Source organism: Microbulbifer variabilis (genome assembly GCF_056232115.1).
This window is the reverse complement of the sequence record NZ_CP174325.1, coordinates 2,164,464-2,184,568: the sequence shown is the minus strand read 5'-3', so window position 1 is coordinate 2,184,568 and position 20,105 is coordinate 2,164,464. Positions and strand designations below refer to the sequence as shown.

Annotated in this window: 17 protein-coding genes; 4 read left to right on the top strand and 13 right to left on the bottom strand. The window is 48.4% G+C overall.

Going from position 1 to position 20,105, the window contains the following annotated elements; genetic code table 11:
- Positions 1 to 97: 97 nt before the first annotated feature.
- Positions 98 to 865: a peptidoglycan editing factor PgeF gene (gene pgeF / locus ACJJI7_RS09580; protein WP_020411455.1), complete on the bottom strand. Its 768-nt coding sequence runs from the start codon at positions 863 to 865 to the stop codon at positions 98 to 100.
- An 84-nt stretch (positions 866 to 949) separates the two neighbouring features.
- Positions 950 to 1,903 carry a 23S rRNA pseudouridine(1911/1915/1917) synthase RluD gene (gene rluD, locus ACJJI7_RS09575; RefSeq protein ID WP_020411454.1) on the bottom strand — a complete coding sequence of 318 codons (954 nt, stop codon included), beginning with the start codon at positions 1,901 to 1,903 and terminating at the stop codon, positions 950 to 952.
- A gap of 100 nt (positions 1,904 to 2,003) precedes the next feature.
- Between rluD and ACJJI7_RS09570 the strand changes: the two genes are divergently transcribed.
- The gene (locus ACJJI7_RS09570) at positions 2,004 to 2,954 is read left to right on the top strand and encodes an outer membrane protein assembly factor BamD (protein WP_051089458.1); all 951 of its coding nucleotides are present in this window, start codon (positions 2,004 to 2,006) and stop codon (positions 2,952 to 2,954) included.
- Between the two features lie 57 nt (positions 2,955 to 3,011).
- Here the strand turns inward: ACJJI7_RS09570 and ACJJI7_RS09565 are convergent, their stop codons facing one another.
- Positions 3,012 to 4,640 (bottom strand): NAD+ synthase, encoded by a 1,629-nt coding sequence (locus ACJJI7_RS09565; RefSeq protein WP_026304890.1) that lies wholly within the window; start codon positions 4,638 to 4,640, stop codon positions 3,012 to 3,014.
- 92 nt (positions 4,641 to 4,732) lie between these two features.
- Here ACJJI7_RS09565 and ACJJI7_RS09560 point away from each other — a divergent pair, with 92 nt between their 5' ends.
- The 3 genes from ACJJI7_RS09560 (at position 4,733) to ACJJI7_RS09550 (ending at position 8,520) form a co-directional block, all read left to right on the top strand.
- Positions 4,733 to 6,313: a two-component system sensor histidine kinase NtrB gene (locus ACJJI7_RS09560; protein ID WP_020411451.1), complete on the top strand. Its 1,581-nt coding sequence runs from the start codon at positions 4,733 to 4,735 to the stop codon at positions 6,311 to 6,313.
- Positions 6,314 to 6,444: 131 nt separating this feature from the next.
- Entirely contained in the window at positions 6,445 to 7,854 is a 1,410-nt protein-coding gene (locus ACJJI7_RS09555; protein WP_020411450.1) for a sigma-54-dependent transcriptional regulator, read from the top strand.
- A gap of 69 nt (positions 7,855 to 7,923) precedes the next feature.
- Positions 7,924 to 8,520 (top strand): GspH/FimT family pseudopilin, encoded by a 597-nt coding sequence (locus tag ACJJI7_RS09550; RefSeq protein ID WP_020411449.1) that lies wholly within the window; start codon positions 7,924 to 7,926, stop codon positions 8,518 to 8,520.
- Here the strand turns inward: ACJJI7_RS09550 and ACJJI7_RS09545 are convergent, their stop codons facing one another.
- The 10 genes from ACJJI7_RS09545 to ileS all read right to left on the bottom strand — a co-directional run bounded on the left by ACJJI7_RS09545 (position 8,521) and on the right by ileS (position 20,089).
- Positions 8,521 to 8,970 (bottom strand): type IV pilin protein, encoded by a 450-nt coding sequence (locus ACJJI7_RS09545; RefSeq protein WP_020411448.1) that lies wholly within the window; start codon positions 8,968 to 8,970, stop codon positions 8,521 to 8,523.
- Positions 8,971 to 9,041: 71 nt separating this feature from the next.
- Entirely contained in the window at positions 9,042 to 12,512 is a 3,471-nt protein-coding gene (locus tag ACJJI7_RS09540; protein WP_444902269.1) for a pilus assembly protein, read from the bottom strand.
- Complete coding sequence (locus ACJJI7_RS09535; RefSeq protein ID WP_353377136.1) at positions 12,496 to 13,026, bottom strand: pilus assembly PilX family protein; 531 nt, start codon at positions 13,024 to 13,026, stop codon at positions 12,496 to 12,498. The genes ACJJI7_RS09540 and ACJJI7_RS09535 overlap by 17 nt, the downstream gene beginning before the upstream one ends.
- Complete coding sequence (locus ACJJI7_RS09530; protein ID WP_282951719.1) at positions 13,026 to 14,003, bottom strand: PilW family protein; 978 nt, start codon at positions 14,001 to 14,003, stop codon at positions 13,026 to 13,028. The genes ACJJI7_RS09535 and ACJJI7_RS09530 overlap by 1 nt, the downstream gene beginning before the upstream one ends.
- 3 nt (positions 14,004 to 14,006) lie before the next feature.
- A complete protein-coding gene (pilV, locus tag ACJJI7_RS09525) occupies positions 14,007 to 14,477 on the bottom strand; it encodes a type IV pilus modification protein PilV (RefSeq protein ID WP_282951720.1) in 471 nt (156 codons plus the stop codon).
- Positions 14,470 to 15,006, bottom strand: coding sequence for a GspH/FimT family pseudopilin (locus ACJJI7_RS09520; RefSeq protein ID WP_282951721.1), 537 nt, complete (start codon positions 15,004 to 15,006; stop codon positions 14,470 to 14,472). Before ACJJI7_RS09520 ends, pilV begins: the two co-directional genes overlap by 8 nt.
- Before the next feature lie 324 nt (positions 15,007 to 15,330).
- On the bottom strand, positions 15,331 to 16,263 hold the full coding sequence (gene ispH, locus ACJJI7_RS09515; protein WP_444902270.1) for a 4-hydroxy-3-methylbut-2-enyl diphosphate reductase: 933 nt from the start codon (positions 16,261 to 16,263) through the stop codon (positions 15,331 to 15,333).
- A gap of 54 nt (positions 16,264 to 16,317) precedes the next feature.
- On the bottom strand, positions 16,318 to 16,758 hold the full coding sequence (gene fkpB / locus ACJJI7_RS09510; protein ID WP_020411441.1) for an FKBP-type peptidyl-prolyl cis-trans isomerase: 441 nt from the start codon (positions 16,756 to 16,758) through the stop codon (positions 16,318 to 16,320).
- Positions 16,759 to 16,764: 6 nt separating this feature from the next.
- Positions 16,765 to 17,292 carry a signal peptidase II gene (gene lspA / locus ACJJI7_RS09505; protein ID WP_020411440.1) on the bottom strand — a complete coding sequence of 176 codons (528 nt, stop codon included), beginning with the start codon at positions 17,290 to 17,292 and terminating at the stop codon, positions 16,765 to 16,767.
- Entirely contained in the window at positions 17,285 to 20,089 is a 2,805-nt protein-coding gene (ileS, locus tag ACJJI7_RS09500) for an isoleucine--tRNA ligase (RefSeq protein WP_282951724.1), read from the bottom strand. The genes lspA and ileS overlap by 8 nt, the downstream gene beginning before the upstream one ends.
- Positions 20,090 to 20,105: the final 16 nt, after the last annotated feature.

Below are 20,105 nucleotides of genomic sequence, written 5' to 3'. Positions count from 1 at the left end.
ACTCGGCATTTGTCAGTCGGTACCCCTTGAAAAGAACCTAGCGCACCCTCATATTAGCCAGCCCAATAATTAGCTGCACCTTAGGTTATGAGCAGCATTAATTATCCGCCAGCCAGATTAGTGAGGCCATACGCCCGGTAGTCTTCTCCCTACGATAGGAATAGAAGTATTCAGGTTCTTTCACCGTGCAGCGCTCACCACCGTAGATATGCCCGACACCAAGCCCCTTTAGCTCAGCCCGAGCCAAACCATAAATATCCGCAAGAAAATGTAATGGCTTTTTTACATGAGGTTGAAAGCAGCGGGCAATAGCCTCGGTATGCTCACCACCCTGGGCATTTTCAAAAAAGGCCTCCAGGACATCCACCCCAGTCTCAAAGGCCTCAGGACCAATCGCAGGCCCCAGCCACACCAATAGCTCTGCGGGGTCGCAATCCAAGGCAGTTATCGTATTGCGTAAAATGCCTCCAGCCAGCCCGCGCCAACCTGCATGGGCCGCTGCCACTCGGGTGCCTGCTTTGTCACAGATAAGTACGGGAAGGCAGTCGGCGGTGAGCACCGCACAAACAATTTCACTTTTCAGGCTAAAGCTGGCATCGGCAGTCCGCACAAGCCCATCCCCCTGAGCATCTACCACCCTGTCGCTGTGGATTTGTTCAAGCCATTGTGGTTCACCCGGCAACTCCAGCTGATCACACAGTAGCCCGCGGTTAGCCAAAACTGCTGACTCACTGTCACCAACATGCGCTGCAAGATTAAAAGAGGTATGGGGCCCCGAACTATACCCACCTGATCGCAAGGTAGAGAATGCTCTCACCCTGGCAGGGGCCGGCCATACTGGACTCAGGTAATGATCACTGGACATGGTATATCTGCTCTGCCTGGGCAATAGGAGCCGAACTCTAAGGCCCCGACTCCTGTTCTAGTGGAAGTTTGTGCTGCTACTGACCTAGTAAGTATTCTGTTCAAGTAGGTCGAGTAGGGCCAGCATATCCTCAGGCATAGAGGCGCGCCAGTGCATTTCCTCACCCGACTGGGGATGGATGAGTGCGAGCTCCGCCGCGTGCAGGGCCTGTCGGGGAAAGCCCTGTAAGGCGCCAATCAGCTCAGTGGGCGCCTCTGGTGGCAACTTTGGCCTACCCCCATATAGCGGGTCACCCACCAGTGGGTGACGAATATGAGCCATATGCACCCGGATTTGATGGGTGCGTCCAGTTTCCAGCTTGCAACGCAATAGTGTATGCACCCGGAAACGTTGCTGAATTTGGTAATGGGTAATGGCCTCCTTGCCACCAAAGTCCAGCACAGCCATTTTCAGGCGGTTTTGCCGGTGGCGTCCTATTGCAGCATCGACACGCCCCGCACCGGTAATTATTCCTTGCACCAAAGCATCATATTGACGACTGACCGTTCTTTGTTTTAGCTGGTCTACAAGGCTAGCTTGCGCCAACAGGGTCTTGGCCACGACCATCAAGCCACTAGTGTCCTTGTCGAGACGATGCACGATCCCCGCCCGGGGAATCCTCTCCTGAGAGGGACAGTGATGCAAAAGACCGTTTAACAGGGTGCCATCGGGATTTCCGGCAGCCGGATGTACTACCATCCCTGCAGGCTTATTGATGACCATAAGGCTGTCATCTTCATAAACAATGCTCAGATCCATGGGTTCGGCGCTCCAGGCGCCTTGAACCTCAAGTTCAGCGTGAAGACTAAGCCGCTCACCGCCAAATAGCTTATCCTTGGGCTTGGCAGGGGCACCATTTACGGTGAGTTGACCGCCCTTAATCCAAGATTGCAAACGCGCACGGGAGTAATCGGGAATTAATTCGGCTGCTATCTGGTCTAATCTTCGACCAGCCAAATTGGCCGGAACTTCAATATCGAGGTTTAGGTGGTCATTCATTAAACAATTGCAAATACTTTGGGCAGCACCGCGACTGTGGTTAAATGTCCGACGCGCCAGATTAATCTTGGCGGGTAGTTTAATAAGGTAGAGTGTAAGAATGATAGAGCGAAGGGCTATGCAGACCTGGAAAATGCTGTGGCTGGCCTTGGTGTCCGCAATATTGGTTGCCTGCGCCAGCACTGACGACTCAGAAGAGGGCTTGCCTAGCGGCAACCGTACAGAGCAGGCCTTCTACGAGGCAGCGCAACGGCAGCTGCGCACCAGCCAGTGGGACCTGGCGATCAAGAACCTGCGCGCCCTGGAAGATAACTTCCCTTTCGGCAACTATGCGGAACAGGCCCAGTTGGAGCTAATCTACGCCTACTACCGCAATTATGAGAACGATGCGGCTATCGCCGCCGCAGATCGCTTTATCCGCCTTCATCCCCAGCATCGCAATGTCGATTACGCCTACTATATGAAGGGGCTATCTTCCTTTACCGAGGGCACCGGACTGTTCGAGCGCTTTATGCCGACAGACCTGACCAACCGCGACCCCGGCTCTGCACGTGAGTCCTTCGCCTATTTCTCACAGCTGATGGCCCGTTATCCGGAGAGCCGCTACGCCGCAGATGCGCAAAAACGCATGATTCATCTGCGCAATCTGCTGGCTCGCTATGAAATCCATGTAGCCAACTATTATTTCAAGCGTGGAGCCTACCTCGCAGCCGCCAACCGCGGCCGCTATGTAGTGGAAAACTTCCAGCAGACCCCTGCGGTACCGGACGCCCTTGCGGTGATGGTACAGGGGTATAACCTCATGGAGATGCCGGAGTTAGAGGCCAACGCCTTGAGCGTTATGCGCAACAACTACCCAGATCACCCAGCCTTTAATGAAGATGGCTCCTTTAACTACAACTTCTACAAGGGTGCTAGTGGCCGTAGCTTGGTGCATCGGGTAACCCTGGGCCTTTTCGAGAAATCAGACCCAGAGGGCTTTGATAGCCGCGAAATGTACAACCCCGAATACAATCGTGGAGAGGCCCCCCTACCTCCAGAGCTGCTGTAGGTATGCTCCACAACTAAGAACGGCGCCAATCGGCGCCGTTTTACTTTCTAAAACAAGTTATTCGCCGGCCTTCCAGCCATTCGTGATTGGATAGCGACGATCCCGCCCAAAGCCTCGCTCCGAGATCCGTACCCCCACAGCAGCCTGACGGCGCTTGTACTCATTGCGTGCTACAAGGCGCACAACCCGCTCAACTTCACTCCGTTGGAAACCACGACGGATGATTTCCTCAGCACTGAAATCCTGATCGACATACAGATTGAGAATCTGATCCAGGACTTCATAAGGAGGTAGGCTGTCTGAGTCTATCTGATCTGGTGCCAGCTCTGCACTGGGTGGGCGCGTGATCACTGTCTCTGGTATCACCTCTGATACCGTATTTCGATAGCGAGAAAGCTCAAATACCAGCACCTTGGGCACGTCTTTCAGAGCATTAAAGCCCCCAACCATATCGCCATACAGCGTCGCATACCCAACGGCCATCTCACTCTTATTGCCGGTAGTCAGCACCATGGCTCCCTTCTTATTGGAAATGGCCATCAGCAGCACACCGCGGGAGCGAGCCTGCAGGTTTTCCTCCGTGGTATCTCTCTCACTACCGGCAAACTCTTCCGATAAAGCCCCCATAAACGCGTCGAAAATAGGCTCAATACCGATCTCTCGGTAATGCACCCCAAGGCGCTGGGCCTGATCGGCAGCATCATTCTTACTGAGATCAGAAGTGTAATGGAAAGGCATCATAACCGCTTCCACTCGCTCTTTACCTAAGGCATCCACTGCCACCGCCAGAGTCAGCGCTGAATCAATCCCCCCCGAGAGCCCCAGTACCACGCCATTAAAGCCATTTTTATTGACGTAATCCCGCACTCCAAGTACCAAGGCCTGATAGACTGCTGCCAGATCATCCAGGGGGGGGGCATTATCTCCTGGTAGTAATGTAACCCTTCCACTTTGTTCGGAGACCGACACCGGCAATAGCTGCTCCGCAAACTCCTCAGCCCTGGCGCAGACTTCTCCCCGACAATCTATAGCTATTGAGCCACCATCAAACACCAGTTCATCCTGGCCACCGCACCAGTTCACGTATACGATTGGGACCTGCGCCACACGCGCCTGTTTGGAAAGCAACTCCAAGCGTTGCTGGGCTTTGCCACGATGAAAAGGAGACGCATTGATATTCAGCATCACTTTTGCACCTGCCTCAACAGCCTGCTGAATCGGTTCAGGGTGCCAAATATCCTCACAGATACTGACCCCAACAGGTATACCCTCAATTTCAACGACACATGGCTTATCGCCCTTGGTGAAATAGCGTTTCTCATCAAATACTTGGTAGTTGGGTAACTTTTGCTTGGCATATTCCGCAACAATTTCGCCCTGACTAACCAGGCCCGCCATATTAAATATCTTTCCATCCCGGTATCGCGGATAACCTACCAAGATGGCACAGGGCAGCTGGGCCGTTTTCAGTTGTTCCAGCGCAGCCTCAATGCGTATCTGCATGCTGGGGCGCAGAAGTAAATCCTCTGGTGAATAGCCGCATAAGGTCAGCTCCGGAAATAGGACCAGATCGGCCCCAAGCTCTCGATGAGCCTTACGTGCCACCTCAATCACATTTGCGGTGTTGCCGGGAATATCCCCTACGAGAGAATTGATTTGTGCCAGCACTAGCTGCAAAGTAGACATTATTAAACCTCGGACAATACAGGCCGCCATTGTAACCTCTGTAGCGGAGCAACAGCAGCGGCTCAACACAACAACAATACCGGGAAATCACTTTGAGTAGTCCCTCCTCCGTCAGCAATACTCTCACCCTCCAGCACCATGAGCTATTGCGTATCTGCGCTATTTATCGCCTGGCAATTGCACTTGTGCTGCTGGGGGTTTTCTACTCTGATATTGGCGCCGGAGCGCTGGGTGCTCATCTGCCAGGCCTATTTCTTTACACAATAGCGATCTACACCCTTCTCAACTTCAGCTGGCTGGTCTTCTTACGTCAGAAAGCCTATCAAGTAGGGGTCGGTCAGATTGAGATGATCCTTGGCTGCGATATCCTGGTATTTTTGTTGCTCATCGAGGCCAGTGGCGGTCTCAGCTCCGGTCTCGGTTATCTACTACTCGTTAATTGCTCCATCGGCTCTATTCTTCTCGACCGCCGAATGAGCGCCTTCTTCGCCGCAATCGCCAGCCTAGGGGTATTGGGTTTACAACTCTACAACCTAATGTCCGGGCAAGGCACAACCAAAGATATTGTCGCCGCGGGAGGCCTCGGCATACTGCTTTTTGCGACTGTTAGCGCACTCCAATATCTCTCCGCGCGCATACGCAGTGCCAATCTGCGCGCTGATCAGCAAAGCCGACAAGCAGCACACCTGCAACGGCTGGCACAACAGATTATCGAACGCATGGGGACAGGGGTGCTGGTGATGGGCCCCACCAGCCAACCCGAACTTATTAACAGGGCTGCACGTCAACTTTTGGGCTGCCACCTACATTCAGAGAAGGAAAAATCTGATGCATTACGCCAAGCGATCCGAGACTGGCGTAACAATGGCAGTACCAGTAGCACTTTACTGCAGTCAGAAACTGGTAATGAAGTACAACTCAATTTTACCAACCTTCAGCATGACAGCGGTTGCAGTACGCTGGTATTCGTTGAAGACAACCGCAAATTGGCCGAGGCTGCCCAAAAACTCAAACTCGCTTCTCTAGGACACCTTACAGCTTCTATCGCTCACGAGGTGCGCAACCCCCTCTCCGCCATCAGCCATGCAGCACAGTTGCTATCAGAGTCCCCACAATTGCGCGAAGAGGACCATTATCTGACCGACATCATTTGCCGGCAAAGTCAGCGAGTAAACCAAATCATCGAAAATGTAATGCAGCTATCACGCAGGCAAGCAGGGGCACCGCAAGAACATAACTTGGCTACCTGGTTGCAACAGTTTATCCAGGACTTTAGTGCCGGTACCAAAAGTGGAGACCAAGTACAGCTGGAGCTTCCTGAGCAAGCACTTTCAGCGCGGTTTGACGCGGCTCAACTTACTCAGGTGATGACCAACCTCACAGATAATGCCCTTCACCACTCCCAAATAGCCACCGGCAAGCGATTCGCAGTAGTCAGTGCTCAATACAACCAAGAACGTGCCTGTACCCAAATAGATGTTAAGGACAGTGGCCCAGGTGTGCCCGAAGAACATAAATCAAAGATTTACGAGCCATTCTTCACCAACGGTAGTGGTGGTAGTGGACTGGGACTATATATTGCGAAAGAACTGTGTGAGACAAATAAGGCGAGCTTGTATCATTGCCGCAGCGATGACGACAAGAGCTGCTTTAGAGTTGAATTTGCTCACTAAATAAGTGTGACTTGATCTTACTCAGAATTTTTTCCCAAAGTTTCGACGATTATTCGCAAAGAATTTCTGCCATAATCAGAACCGGCGCCCTTGCCTCTAATATCAACAAAACAAGAAAAGACAGGGAATTGATGCTACCTCTGGCCCTGGTTGTCGATGACGAACCGGATATTTGCAAGCTGCTCACCCTCACTTTGCAGCGCATGAACGTGGACTGCCATACCGCAGCCAATCTCGTGCAAGCAAAGAAATTACTTACAGAAAATCGTTACGATTTTTGCCTTACAGACCTTCGCCTACCTGACGGTGACGGTCTACAGTTGGTTGAGCATATTCAAACTGGGATACACTGCGAATTGCCCGTAGCCGTTATCACCGCACATGGCAACATGGATACTGCAATCAAGGCACTAAAACTCGGGGCATTCGACTTTGTCAGTAAGCCCGTAGACCTTGAACGACTGCGTAACCTCGCCCAACTGGCCCTACGACTGAATCAGGACCAGGTACGAAACACCAATCAAAATAACGTCAGCGAGCACTTGCTTTTGGGTGAAGCTGAGAATATGCGTAGACTACGAGAGCAAATCGCTAAAGTAGCTCGTAGCGATGCACCGGTCTACATCAGTGGCGAATCTGGTTCTGGTAAAGAGCTGGTTGCTCGTGCAATTCATGCCCAAGGAGCTCGAGCAGATAAGCCGTTTGTACCCATCAACTGTGGCGCTGTACCTAAAGAATTGATGGAGAGCGAGTTTTTCGGTCATAAGAAGGGCAGCTTCACCGGAGCCCATAAAGATAAATTAGGTCTACTACAAAGTGCTCAAGGTGGTACTTTGTTTTTAGATGAGGTTGCAGACTTACCACTTGAAATGCAGGTCAAACTATTGCGCGCGATACAAGAAAAGCGCATTCGACCTATTGGTGCAAACCAGGAAGTTCCCATTGATGTACGTATTCTCAGTGCAACTCATAAAGACCTTGGCAAAGAAGTCAATGAAGGAAGATTTCGTAACGACTTATACTATCGCATCAATGTAATTGAAATCTCAACACCACCCCTGAGAGAACATTTAGAAGATATCCCGCTACTAGTAGACGTAACAATGCAGCGCATTGCTAGTGATTCTGGAATCCGCCAACCAAAAGTAGCCCCTGAAGCAATAGCTTTATTACAGAGTTACACCTTCCCTGGGAATGTTCGTCAACTGGAAAATATCTTGGAGCGGGCTTTTGCACTATGTGATGAACAGGAAATCTGTAGCCGTGACTTATTCCTAGAACACGATAAAAAAGCCTCTAAAGATGAAGGTTTCACTGCCAATTTAGAGACGCCTAAAAACTCAGCCCCCCCTCAAAACGCAGGATACTTTAATCCTAGTCTTTACTCATCTCTAGATGAGTTTCTTCAAAACATTGAAAAAGAGGCTATTGAAACAGCTTTGATGAAAACTCGCTGGAACCGGACTGCTGCTGCAAAAAAACTCGGTATTAGCTTTAGATCCCTACGCTATCGTTTAAAAAAGCTCGGACTTGAAAGTTAAATTCTCAATAGTTAAATGGCCGTGCTGTAATCAAATGTAATTGGTTTTTATCTATTCCGCGGTATTCTAATGCAAGCTCAAGAGCGAGAAGCTTGCACCATGAAAAAGGCCGCGGGATTTACCCTCTCAGAGTTACTCATTACCCTGACTATATTAGCTATTGTTACCACAATGGCGCTCCCCTCATTTACTGATTTTATAAAACGCTATAAAAGTAAAACCAAACAATTTGAATTATTTGAACTATTGATATTAATGCGCTCTAAAGCCTACTATGAGAAAATCAGCTACACGCTCTGCCCACTTGGGCAAAGTAAAGAATGTGGCGATAATTGGTCTAATGGTGCGTTATTGTTTCCTGATCATAATGGCAATGGCTCCATAGATCAGGGGGAAAGCATTGAAAGGAGATATGAGCCTATAGAAAATGGAGCTTCGCTCAACTGGAATGCCTTTAACAATAAAGGCTACCTAATCTTTAAACCAAATGGCGAAACACCCTCTCAAAGTGGAAACTTCTCCTATTGCCCCGCCATCGGTGGAGCAGAATATGGATGGATCATTATCCTCAATACTATCGGCCGCCCCTATTTTGCAAAAGATAGGGACGGCGATGGCATAGTGGAAAATGGCAGTAGGAAAAATCTGACCTGCCCTCAAAACTGATCAGCAGGTTTTGCTCCAGCATGAATCTTTCGAGTCAATCCCATCATTATCTCGATCCCAAGTCCTTTGACCACTTGAGCTAAGCAATAGAACTCCATCATCGGCTTGACCAGATATGGGAGTGGCCGTAAGGATATAAGTACTCGGATCAGTCCCAACTGTAATTGTCAGGTTATACTTTGGGCTCCCCCCATCCAAAGGTACCTGTGCGGGAAATATCCCTGGAGTACCATCGTCTCCTCCACCATTTGCAGCTCCGGCATAACTTCCATTCTGGGTATAGTGTTTCTCCATCGCCTGTGCCAACCCCATCAATGCACCCTGCGCATCTGCCCTGCTGGCCGTGCGAACATGGTCGACATAAGAAGGCCAGGCAATTCCAGCTAATATCGCGATTATCGCCACTACAATCATCAACTCAATAAGAGTAAACCCTGACTGTCTCTTCATAGTTTCAAGTTACCATAATAATTTAAATTTTCCCGGCAGTACTGGGGCGCACTCATAATTGGTCATTAGCCTTAAAAGGGAGTAACTTCTTCCCAGGACAAGCGTCCAATGCGGCCACCACCCAAGGCCACAACTGGTCGGACATAATTGTCACCATTACTATCCGGAGTAATTTCAAGGACCCCATCGCCAGTTGGGATGTAGCTAGATGTATTAGGAGCCGCATTAGATCTGAACTCACCAGCGTACCCATAATCATTCTTGTCAATAACGCCATCATTATTAGCATCGTAAACCGCCTCAGGGGGGACCAAGCCTCCCCAGAGGTCAACCGACATCAACCAGCCACTACCACCCGCCGCACAAACTTGGCCGCTGGGAATCATCGTATTGAAAAAGATTACATGCCCCAGCAATGCGGGCTGGGCAATTACTCGCTCCCCGCCTTCTAAACTATTTCCAGTCTCAAGTGAAATGTACCAGCCTGATGTTTTATCCCAGTCAATTTCATCGCCAACTATCTTACGCTGACGAATACCACCAAAAGTCTCTTCTTTTAGAGTACGATCAATTAAATTTGACTTGGTAAGACCATATTTACCATTGTCCGACACCGCATAAAAACCACCCGGATTAATGTCAGCAGTATCGGTATCCACCAAATATTGTCCTGTGCCGAATGCCACCAGTAATCCCGGTCCTGTCTCATCTTTGATGTTTCTAGCCACAACCGGTGTAGTGGTTATCGCCTCTCGTTGATCATTAGTACTAGGGGCTACACTAAATAGTGGCTTTGGTGTTCCCCCCTCCTTTTCTACTGACCACGAATTTTCATTTGAACTTGAAACGTCAAAAGCCCACAGATTCCCATGTAGATCACCGGCATAAATTCGGTCTACAGTACCGTCCAAATTTGTGTCTATTATTGCTGGAGTAGACATACCATTTATATCGGATACTGAGCCTGAGCCCGTAGAAAGGTAAGCATATTTACTGGTTGTGCTACCAGGGCCATCTAGGCCATCAAGGTAAACAATAAAGATTCCCGCATCTCCTGTCGCACTATTGTAACCATTACCAAATATAGCTGCCCACTCACCGTTAGGCATCCTGCCTATTTGAGCACGGCTATAGGTATAGCCAAGATTACTATCATCCTCATCTGAGAACTCCCACATCACTATTTTCTCAGCATTTTGCTCTGTGAAAGCACTTGGGTCAGTTACATTTAGCGCATAATAACCTTTGCCACCGGCGCCTAGGCCCCCTACTAGGACCGTCTGCCAACTCTCACTAGCGCCGTCACTGATATATACATCCGAAACAGTCGGAGTGCCATCTACATAAAACCGGTGGTTATAATATTGAGAGGTCAGCGGATGAAGGCCCTCATTATCATCTGTACTCAATAAAATTGACGGAGAATATGCAATAAGTTCCTTGCCTGCATCCGGTATATTCACAGTATCCACACTAGCATTGAAGCCATGAAGAAAGCCATCATTAGCGCCTACATATACCACTGGTGTACGATTTTTATGGGCCGCAATAAATGCTGAATAAGCCGATTTTCCGGGGAAGGATGCATAGGACCACTTTCCATCAGGAGCCCCTACATAAACCGGGGTGGAATTCACAATATCCCCCAGGCGGCTATCACGCTCTCTAAAGTCTCCTTCCCCAACACCTTCCTTAGAACGGTCTCCACGCAGGTAATCAATTCTATCTGAGACTCTGCCATCATCCACAGCATCACTAATGTAACTATTGAGGGTTAGATCCAGTGCGTGATCTGTACCAGAGGTGCCAACTCCCGCAGCAGTAAAAGGCACACCCTTGTTGTCTCGGTATGTCAGTATTACTCTAGTATTAATATCTGAAATCGAATCGAGAATGGAACTGGCTTCCCAAATAGGATCATCTGATAAGTTACCAGAAGTATCTATATCCCAGGCTGATAGTTCTCCATTCCATTTTCCACTATTATATTTAGCCCCAAATACTGCGGACCCACTTTCAATAACTGTGGAATTCAAAGCTACTGCACTTGAGCTACCAACTATAGAGCGGACATCTTTAAATATTTGGTTAAATGTAAGTTGCAATTCGGCGGCATTATCTGCAGAGTAGACTTTTCCTTTCCCTCCTTTCCCTAATTTTCCTGAATTAATCATTTCTTTGGAGTCATCCAAGCCTTGGTTAGCAAACCCTATCAAGTAACTTGTGATATTATTTATCTCTGGTTTGCCATCAGGCTTTATCAAATCCGGACGCAGATCAATATCATAGAGGGCTTTGACCACGTCATCCATTTGCTGCGATGTTGTACAAGTCTCAGCTGTACAAGTTGTATCATAATCTTTTAAATGAGAGCTAATACTATTGTCTGAAGTCGGTGCCCCATCAGTAAGGGCGACCATAAAACTTTTTTGACAATAGTATTGGATAGCAGAACTCTCTACTTGATTAGTAGGTTTATCCACTCCATTCCAGTTTATAATCGTACTCGTGTTCCCATTATTACTTGTTGATCCAGAAAAAATATCTGAGGCCGACGCTGTCTTCGCATTACCAGGTGAAGCTTCATAAGATAATTCAGATCCTTCGTAACCAGATATAAAATATCGCCCCACACCCGTAAAAGTCTCGGCAAGAGGTGTATTCCCACTCGCCCCAACATCTGCCACAACATCAAGAATATCTTGGCTATTATCGTCGGTGAGGCTTGTCAGCCCCATTAATAATTTTCCACCATGGTTTCCATTAAACTGCATTAAACCTATACGCACGCCTTCCAACCCAGAAATTAGATTCTGAGCAGCAGTCTTCATTATGTCAGTACGGCGTATATCTAATTTAGACCGTCTAGCCTCACCATCATCAGTGATAAATTTTGCAGCTGTAAAACCGCCAGTTTCTCTGTCTTCAGAAAAAAACCAGTTTAAAAAATGGCCACTCGCATAATCTTTATTAAACCCATTTGGAATCTTATAGTCAGCAGCATCTACACCAACACTGAAATAAGTACTATTATTTCCTCCTCCAGCTGCATATAGCCATGCGGTATACTGCTCATCTTCATCAAAGCAATCGCCATTAGTATCCCACGTACGCCAATCACCCGTTGCGATTACAGAACCGTTATATCGCTCTACTAATCGAAACTGAACATTACCACTGCTTACATTTACACGATATTCAACCTCATCATAATGTCGAGTGGAATAACTTCCATTACTATGCCGATATGTATATTCTGTTGAGACAGGATTATTACAATTAAAACTTGAAGGGTTACTGGTGCTGTAACCATCTGCAGGAAGAACCATTTCTTCCATAGATCCCGAGGAATCCAGCACAAACATAATATTGGGCTCAGCCGACCCCCGCGAGTATAAAGGCACATCAGATAGCTCCCCTGGCGCAGCAGATGAATGTGTTGCCAATATCATAAAAAAGGCGGCACTTAATGAACGCAATGGGAAATATTGTTTTTTTTGATTTTTTATTTTCACAGCAAAGTCCTCAAAACTCTTTTCCATATAAAGTAACAATAATCCTCTCGGTACCGCTGTTACCTACCCCGCGACTGACGATCTTAAATACTTCGACAATGGTTTCCTCACCACCGGTTTGCCCCACACCAATATTAATATCACCAACGTTATCACTTGAGGCCAACCCGAACCTTTCGATATACATCCGCCCTTTCATTTTTTTTCCATTGGAATCAAGCATGTAAACTTCTCTGGCAATGGAATTACTGTTTTCCCAGGTTTCCTCTGCAAATATATCTTCAGGGCCCTCACCCTCATTATGCTGCCAGGCGGCTGCCCCAAAATCGCTACTTTTACCAAGCGCGTTTATTTCTTGCTCGCCAAAACGAGCCATGGATTCGGCAACTTCCAGAGCGACTTTCGCATCTCGTGAAGCCGAGGTCATTCGCTCCCCCATCAAAACCCCACGAGCCCCAGAAATGCCAATTAACGTTAAAACCAAAAGAATAATCAGGCTGACCATCAGCACTGCACCTTGCTGATTCTTTATTATCCCCATTACATGCTTCCTCTATTACGCACCTTGACCGTAGCAACATACAATTTGCGCAGCAGACCATCATCGTATTCTTTTTTACTACCATCCAGGCGTGTAATAGTCTGCTTATCGACCCCAGCGACACTATCACTGGATACCAATAACTCTATTTTTATTGCAGTTACTTCAGCCATGCTTATAACATCATTAGCAGTCTGCCACTGATTAACGATACCGTTACCATTCGTATCTACACCATATGATACCTGCATATCATCTATTCCGGGGACGAGCTCCTGAACATTTCGAGCCTCATCCTTCATAAATAAAGAATTAGTATCCTGAGCACCTGAGGCGATAAAAAACACTTTTTCATAAGGGGTAAGAATTTTTGAATCAACCCCATACTCCTCTTTGAAAACTATTCCAGCTGGATAATTCAGTTTTTTATGGCCAGCTGTTTCAGTAGTACTCAAAACAGTAAATACACTTCCAGATTTACAGTTTGACACTATGACGATATCGTTATTTTTAATTGGGCAACTATCACTAACAACAATATCCCCTTTATCTGTACCATTTAGCATTCGCCCTTCTCCAGCACATGCATCTTCAGCGCCACTAAGGGTCAAAATGTCTGTTCCCTCGATAACTGCGATATTTTCAACCTTAGTATTAGTGGCAACATTGTCCTGACCAGCCACGCCAATATCATCCCCACCAATACTTGAATAAAATTTATCTGCAGAAGCAGACAAATTTTCTATATTTTTATTTTCAGCACATCCCCAAAAGTCGGCTTGGCGAATTTCTTTGCTGAGCATATCAACTGCAAAACGCCCACTTTCCTGCACTCTTGAAAAGCCATTCTGCATACGCAATGTATCGCTGTTGCTCTGGAAGATCTGCAGGACACCAAGTAGTAATAAAGAGCCTAATAAAATACCAATCATCAGCTCAATCAATGAAAGACCTCGCTGCGATATAAATAAATTCATAATTTACAGCTCCACGCTCATTTCAAAAATCGCATCATCTAAATCAGCTTTACTACCAGCATAATCTTCCCCTGTATGCTGTTCCTTCCAATTGATAGTTACCGTAACTTGCCCCCCGTTACTTACAATTTCCCCTGTCGCGCTGGGTAGGTTATTGGAAAGTAATAGTCCCCACTCATATAAATCCAAGCCTGCCAGCTGTGAGGGTTGACAGCCACTACTGCAATCTGGGGAACTACCAACACTCGAACCTATATCGGAACTATCATAATCCCCCGACTTAAAGCCGGTGGGATTAGCTCTCATCCGCTCAATAATTTCCTGTGCTGCCAGAGCTGCCATATAACGATGATGCGAACCATTACCATTTTTTAGACTCATCATTTGGGTCGAGGCTAATCCCAACAAACCAATTGCGAGAACTAAAACAGATACCAGAACTTCAATTAATGTTGCGCCGCTTTGTTTATGCATTGGCAGACCCTCCGCTGCAGTCAGCAGACTTTATTAGTCGTAATGCCCCAGAAGCTAATAGCTCCAATCGGCGACCATAATCTCCTTTTCGATCATCACAAAGATTAAGCATTAATGGGCTTACCAAGCTACTCTCACCTCGGGCATTAAATGAAAAAGCTACATTTTTCAACGCACCGCTATTTAACTCTGCGGCAAGCGTTATCATTGCTGGATCAACTTCCAAAACCCGCAACTCCGTGTCACCGCTGCCAAAAGCACCATTCCCATCAACATCAATCCAGACTCTGAGGCCACCTTTTACATCACCATCAATTGCCGATACCTGAACTGCACCTCTATGCCGCACAGCTTCAGAACGTGCATATTGCAAAGTGCTGCTCAAGTCATTTGTCATTGTTGACATACGATTGTTATCTATAAGCGTGCTAAAGGACGGAACTCCAACGGCGACAATTATGCCTAGCACAGTAACTACAACCATCAGCTCAATCAGGGTGAAACCCTGCATTCCTTCAGGATTATTCATGCTGCTTTACCTTTAAAAACAGGCTTGTGGCCCAGTAGAATCGATAATTTCAATACCAGTAGCTCGCTTCAATTAATAAAGACAAACCGCATCGACTACACACGGCTACACCACTCTAGGCATGTATTACCTTACGGGGTGCTTAGAAGCTAGACGGCCAGATATCAATATCGCTAAACGCTATCTATAACGTATGTATATCAATTTATCATTATGCATTGAGCGATGGGGTCGAGGGTTTGGTCAGTTGCCGACAGGCGGCTTCACTAAAGCGACGGGCGGGCAGTTAAAAACAAGAGGGCTGAGAAATGGAAGAGCTGCGTATTAACGCAGCTCTTTGGGAAGGGAAAAACGGATGTTCTCTTCGCACCCATCCATCTCTTCGGGCAGATTAGCCCCAAGTTCTTGCAGCCTCGTGATCACTTCTTGTACCAATACCTCTGGAGCGGAGGCGCCGGCAGTGATACCAATGGATTGCTTACCAACAAGCCAATTGGCATCGACATCTGCCGCTCCATCAATCAACTTAGCACTAGCACCACATCGCTCAGCCAATTCACGCAAGCGATTAGAATTAGAACTGTTGGGACTTCCTACCACCAGCACCAAGTCACTTTCCAGAGCCAGTTGTTTGACTGCATCCTGGCGGTTCTGTGTTGCATAGCAAATATCGTCTTTACGTGGGCCACGAATGTTGGGGAAGCGTAGTCTCAGGGCGTTAATTACTCTTGCGGTATCGTCCATCGAGAGTGTTGTTTGGGTAACATAGGTAAGATTGTTTTCATCTTTAACCTGCAATCTGGCCACATCCTCTTCATCTTCGACCAAATAAATTGCACCCCCGGTCGTATTATCATACTGGCCCATGGTGCCCTCAACTTCCGGGTGTCCGGCATGGCCAATCAATATGCACTCAGCACCGTCACTGCTGAACTTGCTGACTTCAATATGCACCTTAGTAACCAGTGGGCAGGTGGCGTCAAAGACGCGAAGTCCGCGGCTTTCCGCTTCCCCCTGCACCGCTTTGGATACTCCATGGGCACTGAAGATAACGATAACATCGTCCGGTACTTCCGACAGCTCATCCACAAACACGGCACCGCGCTCGCGCAGGCTTTCAACCACAAACTTGTTATGTACGACTTCATGGCGAACATAAATGGGCGCACCAAAAACATCCAGGGCTCGATTGACGATATCTATCGCACGATCGACTCCGGCACAGAAACCGCGGGGATTAGCCAGTCGGATTTGCATCTTTACTTCAATACTCTCTAGATAATCAGCTCAGCGTGAAACCCGGCCCAATATTTATTGGATTGAGTCCACCGCAATAATTTTCACGTGGAAATTAAGGGTCTGTCCTGCCAGTGGATGATTAAAATCAACTGTCACTTCGTCTTCACCAATCTCACGAATAACGCCGGGGAGTTCACCACTGCCATTGTCAAAAGACACAACCAAACCCGCTTCAAGCTCAATATCTGGGGAAAAGCTATCACGACGCACCTTTTGCATATTCGCGGGGTTACGCTGGCCAAACCCTAACTCGGGTGGAATCTCAATTTCAGCTTCATCGCCTTCCTTGAGGCCAAATAGGGCTTTCTCAAAACCCGGTAGAAGACTGCCATCCCCAACGCTAAAGGAAGCAGGATCGCCTTTAAACGTAGAGTCCACTTCGGTGCCATCATCCAGCTTCAGGCTGAAATGTAGGGTTACCCGGCTATGTTCGCCGATAACGCTATTGCTCATAGTTTATTAAATTTCCGCATTATTTTTTGCTTTATCGCTGTCTTTTTCCGCAAAAAAAAGCAGCTCGATAACCAGCATGGCCGCGCCGATACTGATACCCATATCCGCTACATTAAATACTGGGAAGTGCCAGTTGCCGTAATAAACGGAAATAAAGTCTCGCACATAGCCCAATAAAATACGGTCCCACAAATTACCCAGAGCACCGCCAAGGATCAGCGCCAGGGCACAGGGTTCCCAACGTTTCCTAGAGGGCAGTCGCCATAACCAGATAGTAACCACAACACTAAAGCCCAAAGCGATAATGCCAAAGAACCAGCGTTGCCAACCTCCAGCGTCAGCCAATAAACTGAAAGCTGCACCGTAGTTTTCTGCATAGGTAAATTGCAGTAAGCCCGGGATTATCTGCATCGCCGGGCCGTGCATAAACATATCCACAGCCCATACTTTAGTAACCACATCCAGAGCCACCACCACCAGCGCCAGCCAATACCAACGCCAGGGGTGCCCTAGAAGAAGATTGGACTTAGGCATAGTGCCTCACCTCACCTTCGCCAGCTACGTTTTCCACGCAGCGCCCACAAATATCCGGGTAATCACTGTTTCCGCCCACATCAGCACGGTAATGCCAGCAGCGCGCACACTTGGGGTGATCAACCTTACTTACGCTAACCTTTAAACCCTCCATTTCGGTGGCTTCAGCACCGGCCGCATCACTGAGAGGCTGAACCGAAGTAGAGGAACAAATCAGCACAAAACGCAGCTCATTCTCCAACTCCAGTAATTTCTCGCGCAGGTCATCACTTGCATAGAGGGTCACCGCTGCCTGCAGGGACCCACCTATGGCGCCAGCCCCACGCTGTTCCTCCAGCACCTTGTTAACCGCTGTTTTTACCTCGGCAATAGCAGCCCAATAATCCGCCCCCTTACCTGCCTCAGCCGGCAGTTTAGGCAATGGGTACCACTCTTCGATAAATACGCTATCGGCATTGGCACCAGGAATGAATTGCCAAAGCTCTTCTGCAGTAAAGCTAAGGATAGGGGCTATCCAACGTACAAAAGCCTGCACAATATGATAAAGGGCTGTTTGAGCAGAGCGGCGCGCGGCACTGTCTTCCTTGGTGGTGTACTGGCGATCCTTGATGATATCCAGATAGAAACCGCCCATATCCACTACGCAGAAGTTATGCAACTTCTGATAAATCTGGTGGAACTGGTAGTTGTCATAGGCAACCAGGATCTCATCCTGCAGGCGCGCTGCCTTGTCGAGAGCCCAGCGGTCCAGAGCCAATAGCTCATCCTCAGGGAGTAAATCTTTTGCCGGATCAAAACCTGCCAGATTGGATAGGAAAAAGCGCGCCGTATTGCGCAAACGGCGATAGGAATCAGCTGTGCGTTTTAAAATCTCATCGGAGACAGCCATTTCACCACTAAAATCCGTGGCCGACACCCACAGTCGTAGAACATCAGCACCCAGCTTGTTAATCACATCCAGGGGCGCAACGGTATTGCCAATAGATTTTGACATTTTGCGTCCCTGGGCATCCACGGTGAAACCATGAGTCAACACCTGCTTGTAGGGGGCGCAATCGTTGATCGCGATAGAGGTCTTGAGGGAGGACTGGAACCATCCGCGATGCTGGTCAGAGCCCTCCAGATACAGATCAGCAGGGAAACGCAGTCCTTCACGGCGCTCCAAAACAGCGTAGTGAGTTACACCTGAATCGAACCACACATCGAGAGTGTCTGTCACTTTCTCATATTGATCGGCGTCATCACCCAGCAGTTCACTGGGATCCAGGTCAAACCAGACATCCATACCTGCCACATCTACCTTCTCAGCGACTTTGTCCATTAGTGCTGGGGTATCTGGGTGCAGCTCATGGGTTTCTTTATTCACAAACAACGCGATCGGCACACCCCAGGTGCGCTGGCGGGAAATACACCAATCCGGGCTACCGTCCAGCATGGCGTCTATACGGGCTTTACCCCAACCGGGTATCCACTGCACGTCATCAGCCGCTTTTTGTGCCTGCTCCAGTAGATCGTTTTGCTGCATACTGATAAACCACTGGGGCGTCGCGCGGTAGATCAGTGGGGTCTTGGTACGCCAACAGTGCGGATAGCTGTGCTCCAATTTATCCTGGTGTAGTAGTACACCACGCTCCTTTAGAAGGGCGACAATTTTATCGTCAACCTTGTAGACATGCTCACCGGCAAACAACGGCACACTATCGCGATATACACCGTTATTATCGATGTAATTGAGAGTCTCGATACCATAGCGCTTACCCACCTGGAAGTCGTCCGGCCCGTGATCCGGTGCCGTGTGTACACAGCCGGTACCGGCATCCGTTGTAACATGATCACCAAGGACGATCGGCAGTAACTTATCGTAAAAGGGGTGATGTACTTTCAAGTGCTCCAGAGCCGCACCGCGGATACGACCAACCACCTCACCCTTCAAACCGGCACGGCTCAGTACAGTTTCCTGAAGGGCTTCAGCAACCAGCAGACGGCGATCGCCAGTCTGAACAACCACGTATTCCAGCTCACCATTCACAGAAACAGCCTGGCTCGAAGGCAGGGTCCAAGGTGTCGTTGTCCAGATAACCACAGATAATGGACCGTCACCGGCATGGCCACCGGCGGCGTCCGCAATAGCCAGGGCGGCCTCTTCACTCACTGGGTAGCAAACATCAATGGAGTAGGAAGTTTTATCCTGGTATTCCACTTCCGCTTCTGCCAGGGCTGAGCCACCCACAACACTCCAGTAGACAGGTTTGAAGCCGCGTGCCAGATGGCCGTTCTTCACCACACGTCCGAGGGCGCGGATAATATCGCCCTCAAATTGAAAATCCATAGTGCGGTAGGGGTTATCCCACTCGCCGAACACCCCCAGGCGAATGAAATCTTTCCTCTGCCCTTCCACCTGTTTGGCAGCGTACTCGCGGCACTTTTGGCGGAAAGTCTTAAAGTCTACCTTGGTGCCGGCCTTACCAATTTTTTTCTCTACCCTGTGCTCGATCGGCAGGCCGTGACAATCCCACCCCGGAACATAGGGAGCATCAAAACCACTCAAGGTTTTCGACTTGATAATAATGTCTTTGAGAATTTTGTTGACTGAGTGACCAATATGGATGTCACCATTCGCATAGGGAGGGCCATCGTGCAGAATAAACTGTTCACGCCCGGCACGTGCCTCGCGAATTTTTTCATAGAGCTTATTGTCCTGCCATTTTTTCAGAATTGCCGGCTCACGCTGCGGCAGGTTGCCACGCATGGGAAAGTCGGTCTCAGGCAAATTCAGGGTCGCTTTATAATCAGTCATTGGGTGTCTACTTCAG

Coding starts and splice junctions, on each gene's coding strand:
- pgeF (WP_020411455.1), bottom strand. CDS start 865: ATGTCCAGTGATCATTACCTGAGTCCAGTATGGCCGGCCCCTGCCAGG.
- rluD (WP_020411454.1), bottom strand. CDS start 1,903: ATGAATGACCACCTAAACCTCGATATTGAAGTTCCGGCCAATTTGGCT.
- ACJJI7_RS09570 (WP_051089458.1), top strand. CDS start 2,004: ATGATAGAGCGAAGGGCTATGCAGACCTGGAAAATGCTGTGGCTGGCC.
- ACJJI7_RS09565 (WP_026304890.1), bottom strand. CDS start 4,640: ATGTCTACTTTGCAGCTAGTGCTGGCACAAATCAATTCTCTCGTAGGG.
- ACJJI7_RS09555 (WP_020411450.1), top strand. CDS start 6,445: ATGCTACCTCTGGCCCTGGTTGTCGATGACGAACCGGATATTTGCAAG.
- ACJJI7_RS09550 (WP_020411449.1), top strand. CDS start 7,924: ATGCAAGCTCAAGAGCGAGAAGCTTGCACCATGAAAAAGGCCGCGGGA.
- ACJJI7_RS09545 (WP_020411448.1), bottom strand. CDS start 8,970: ATGAAGAGACAGTCAGGGTTTACTCTTATTGAGTTGATGATTGTAGTG.
- ACJJI7_RS09540 (WP_444902269.1), bottom strand. CDS start 12,512: ATGGAAAAGAGTTTTGAGGACTTTGCTGTGAAAATAAAAAATCAAAAA.
- ACJJI7_RS09535 (WP_353377136.1), bottom strand. CDS start 13,026: ATGGGGATAATAAAGAATCAGCAAGGTGCAGTGCTGATGGTCAGCCTG.
- ACJJI7_RS09530 (WP_282951719.1), bottom strand. CDS start 14,003: ATGAATTTATTTATATCGCAGCGAGGTCTTTCATTGATTGAGCTGATG.
- pilV (WP_282951720.1), bottom strand. CDS start 14,477: ATGCATAAACAAAGCGGCGCAACATTAATTGAAGTTCTGGTATCTGTT.
- ACJJI7_RS09520 (WP_282951721.1), bottom strand. CDS start 15,006: ATGAATAATCCTGAAGGAATGCAGGGTTTCACCCTGATTGAGCTGATG.
- ispH (WP_444902270.1), bottom strand. CDS start 16,263: ATGCAAATCCGACTGGCTAATCCCCGCGGTTTCTGTGCCGGAGTCGAT.
- fkpB (WP_020411441.1), bottom strand. CDS start 16,758: ATGAGCAATAGCGTTATCGGCGAACATAGCCGGGTAACCCTACATTTC.
- lspA (WP_020411440.1), bottom strand. CDS start 17,292: ATGCCTAAGTCCAATCTTCTTCTAGGGCACCCCTGGCGTTGGTATTGG.
- ileS (WP_282951724.1), bottom strand. CDS start 20,089: ATGACTGATTATAAAGCGACCCTGAATTTGCCTGAGACCGACTTTCCC.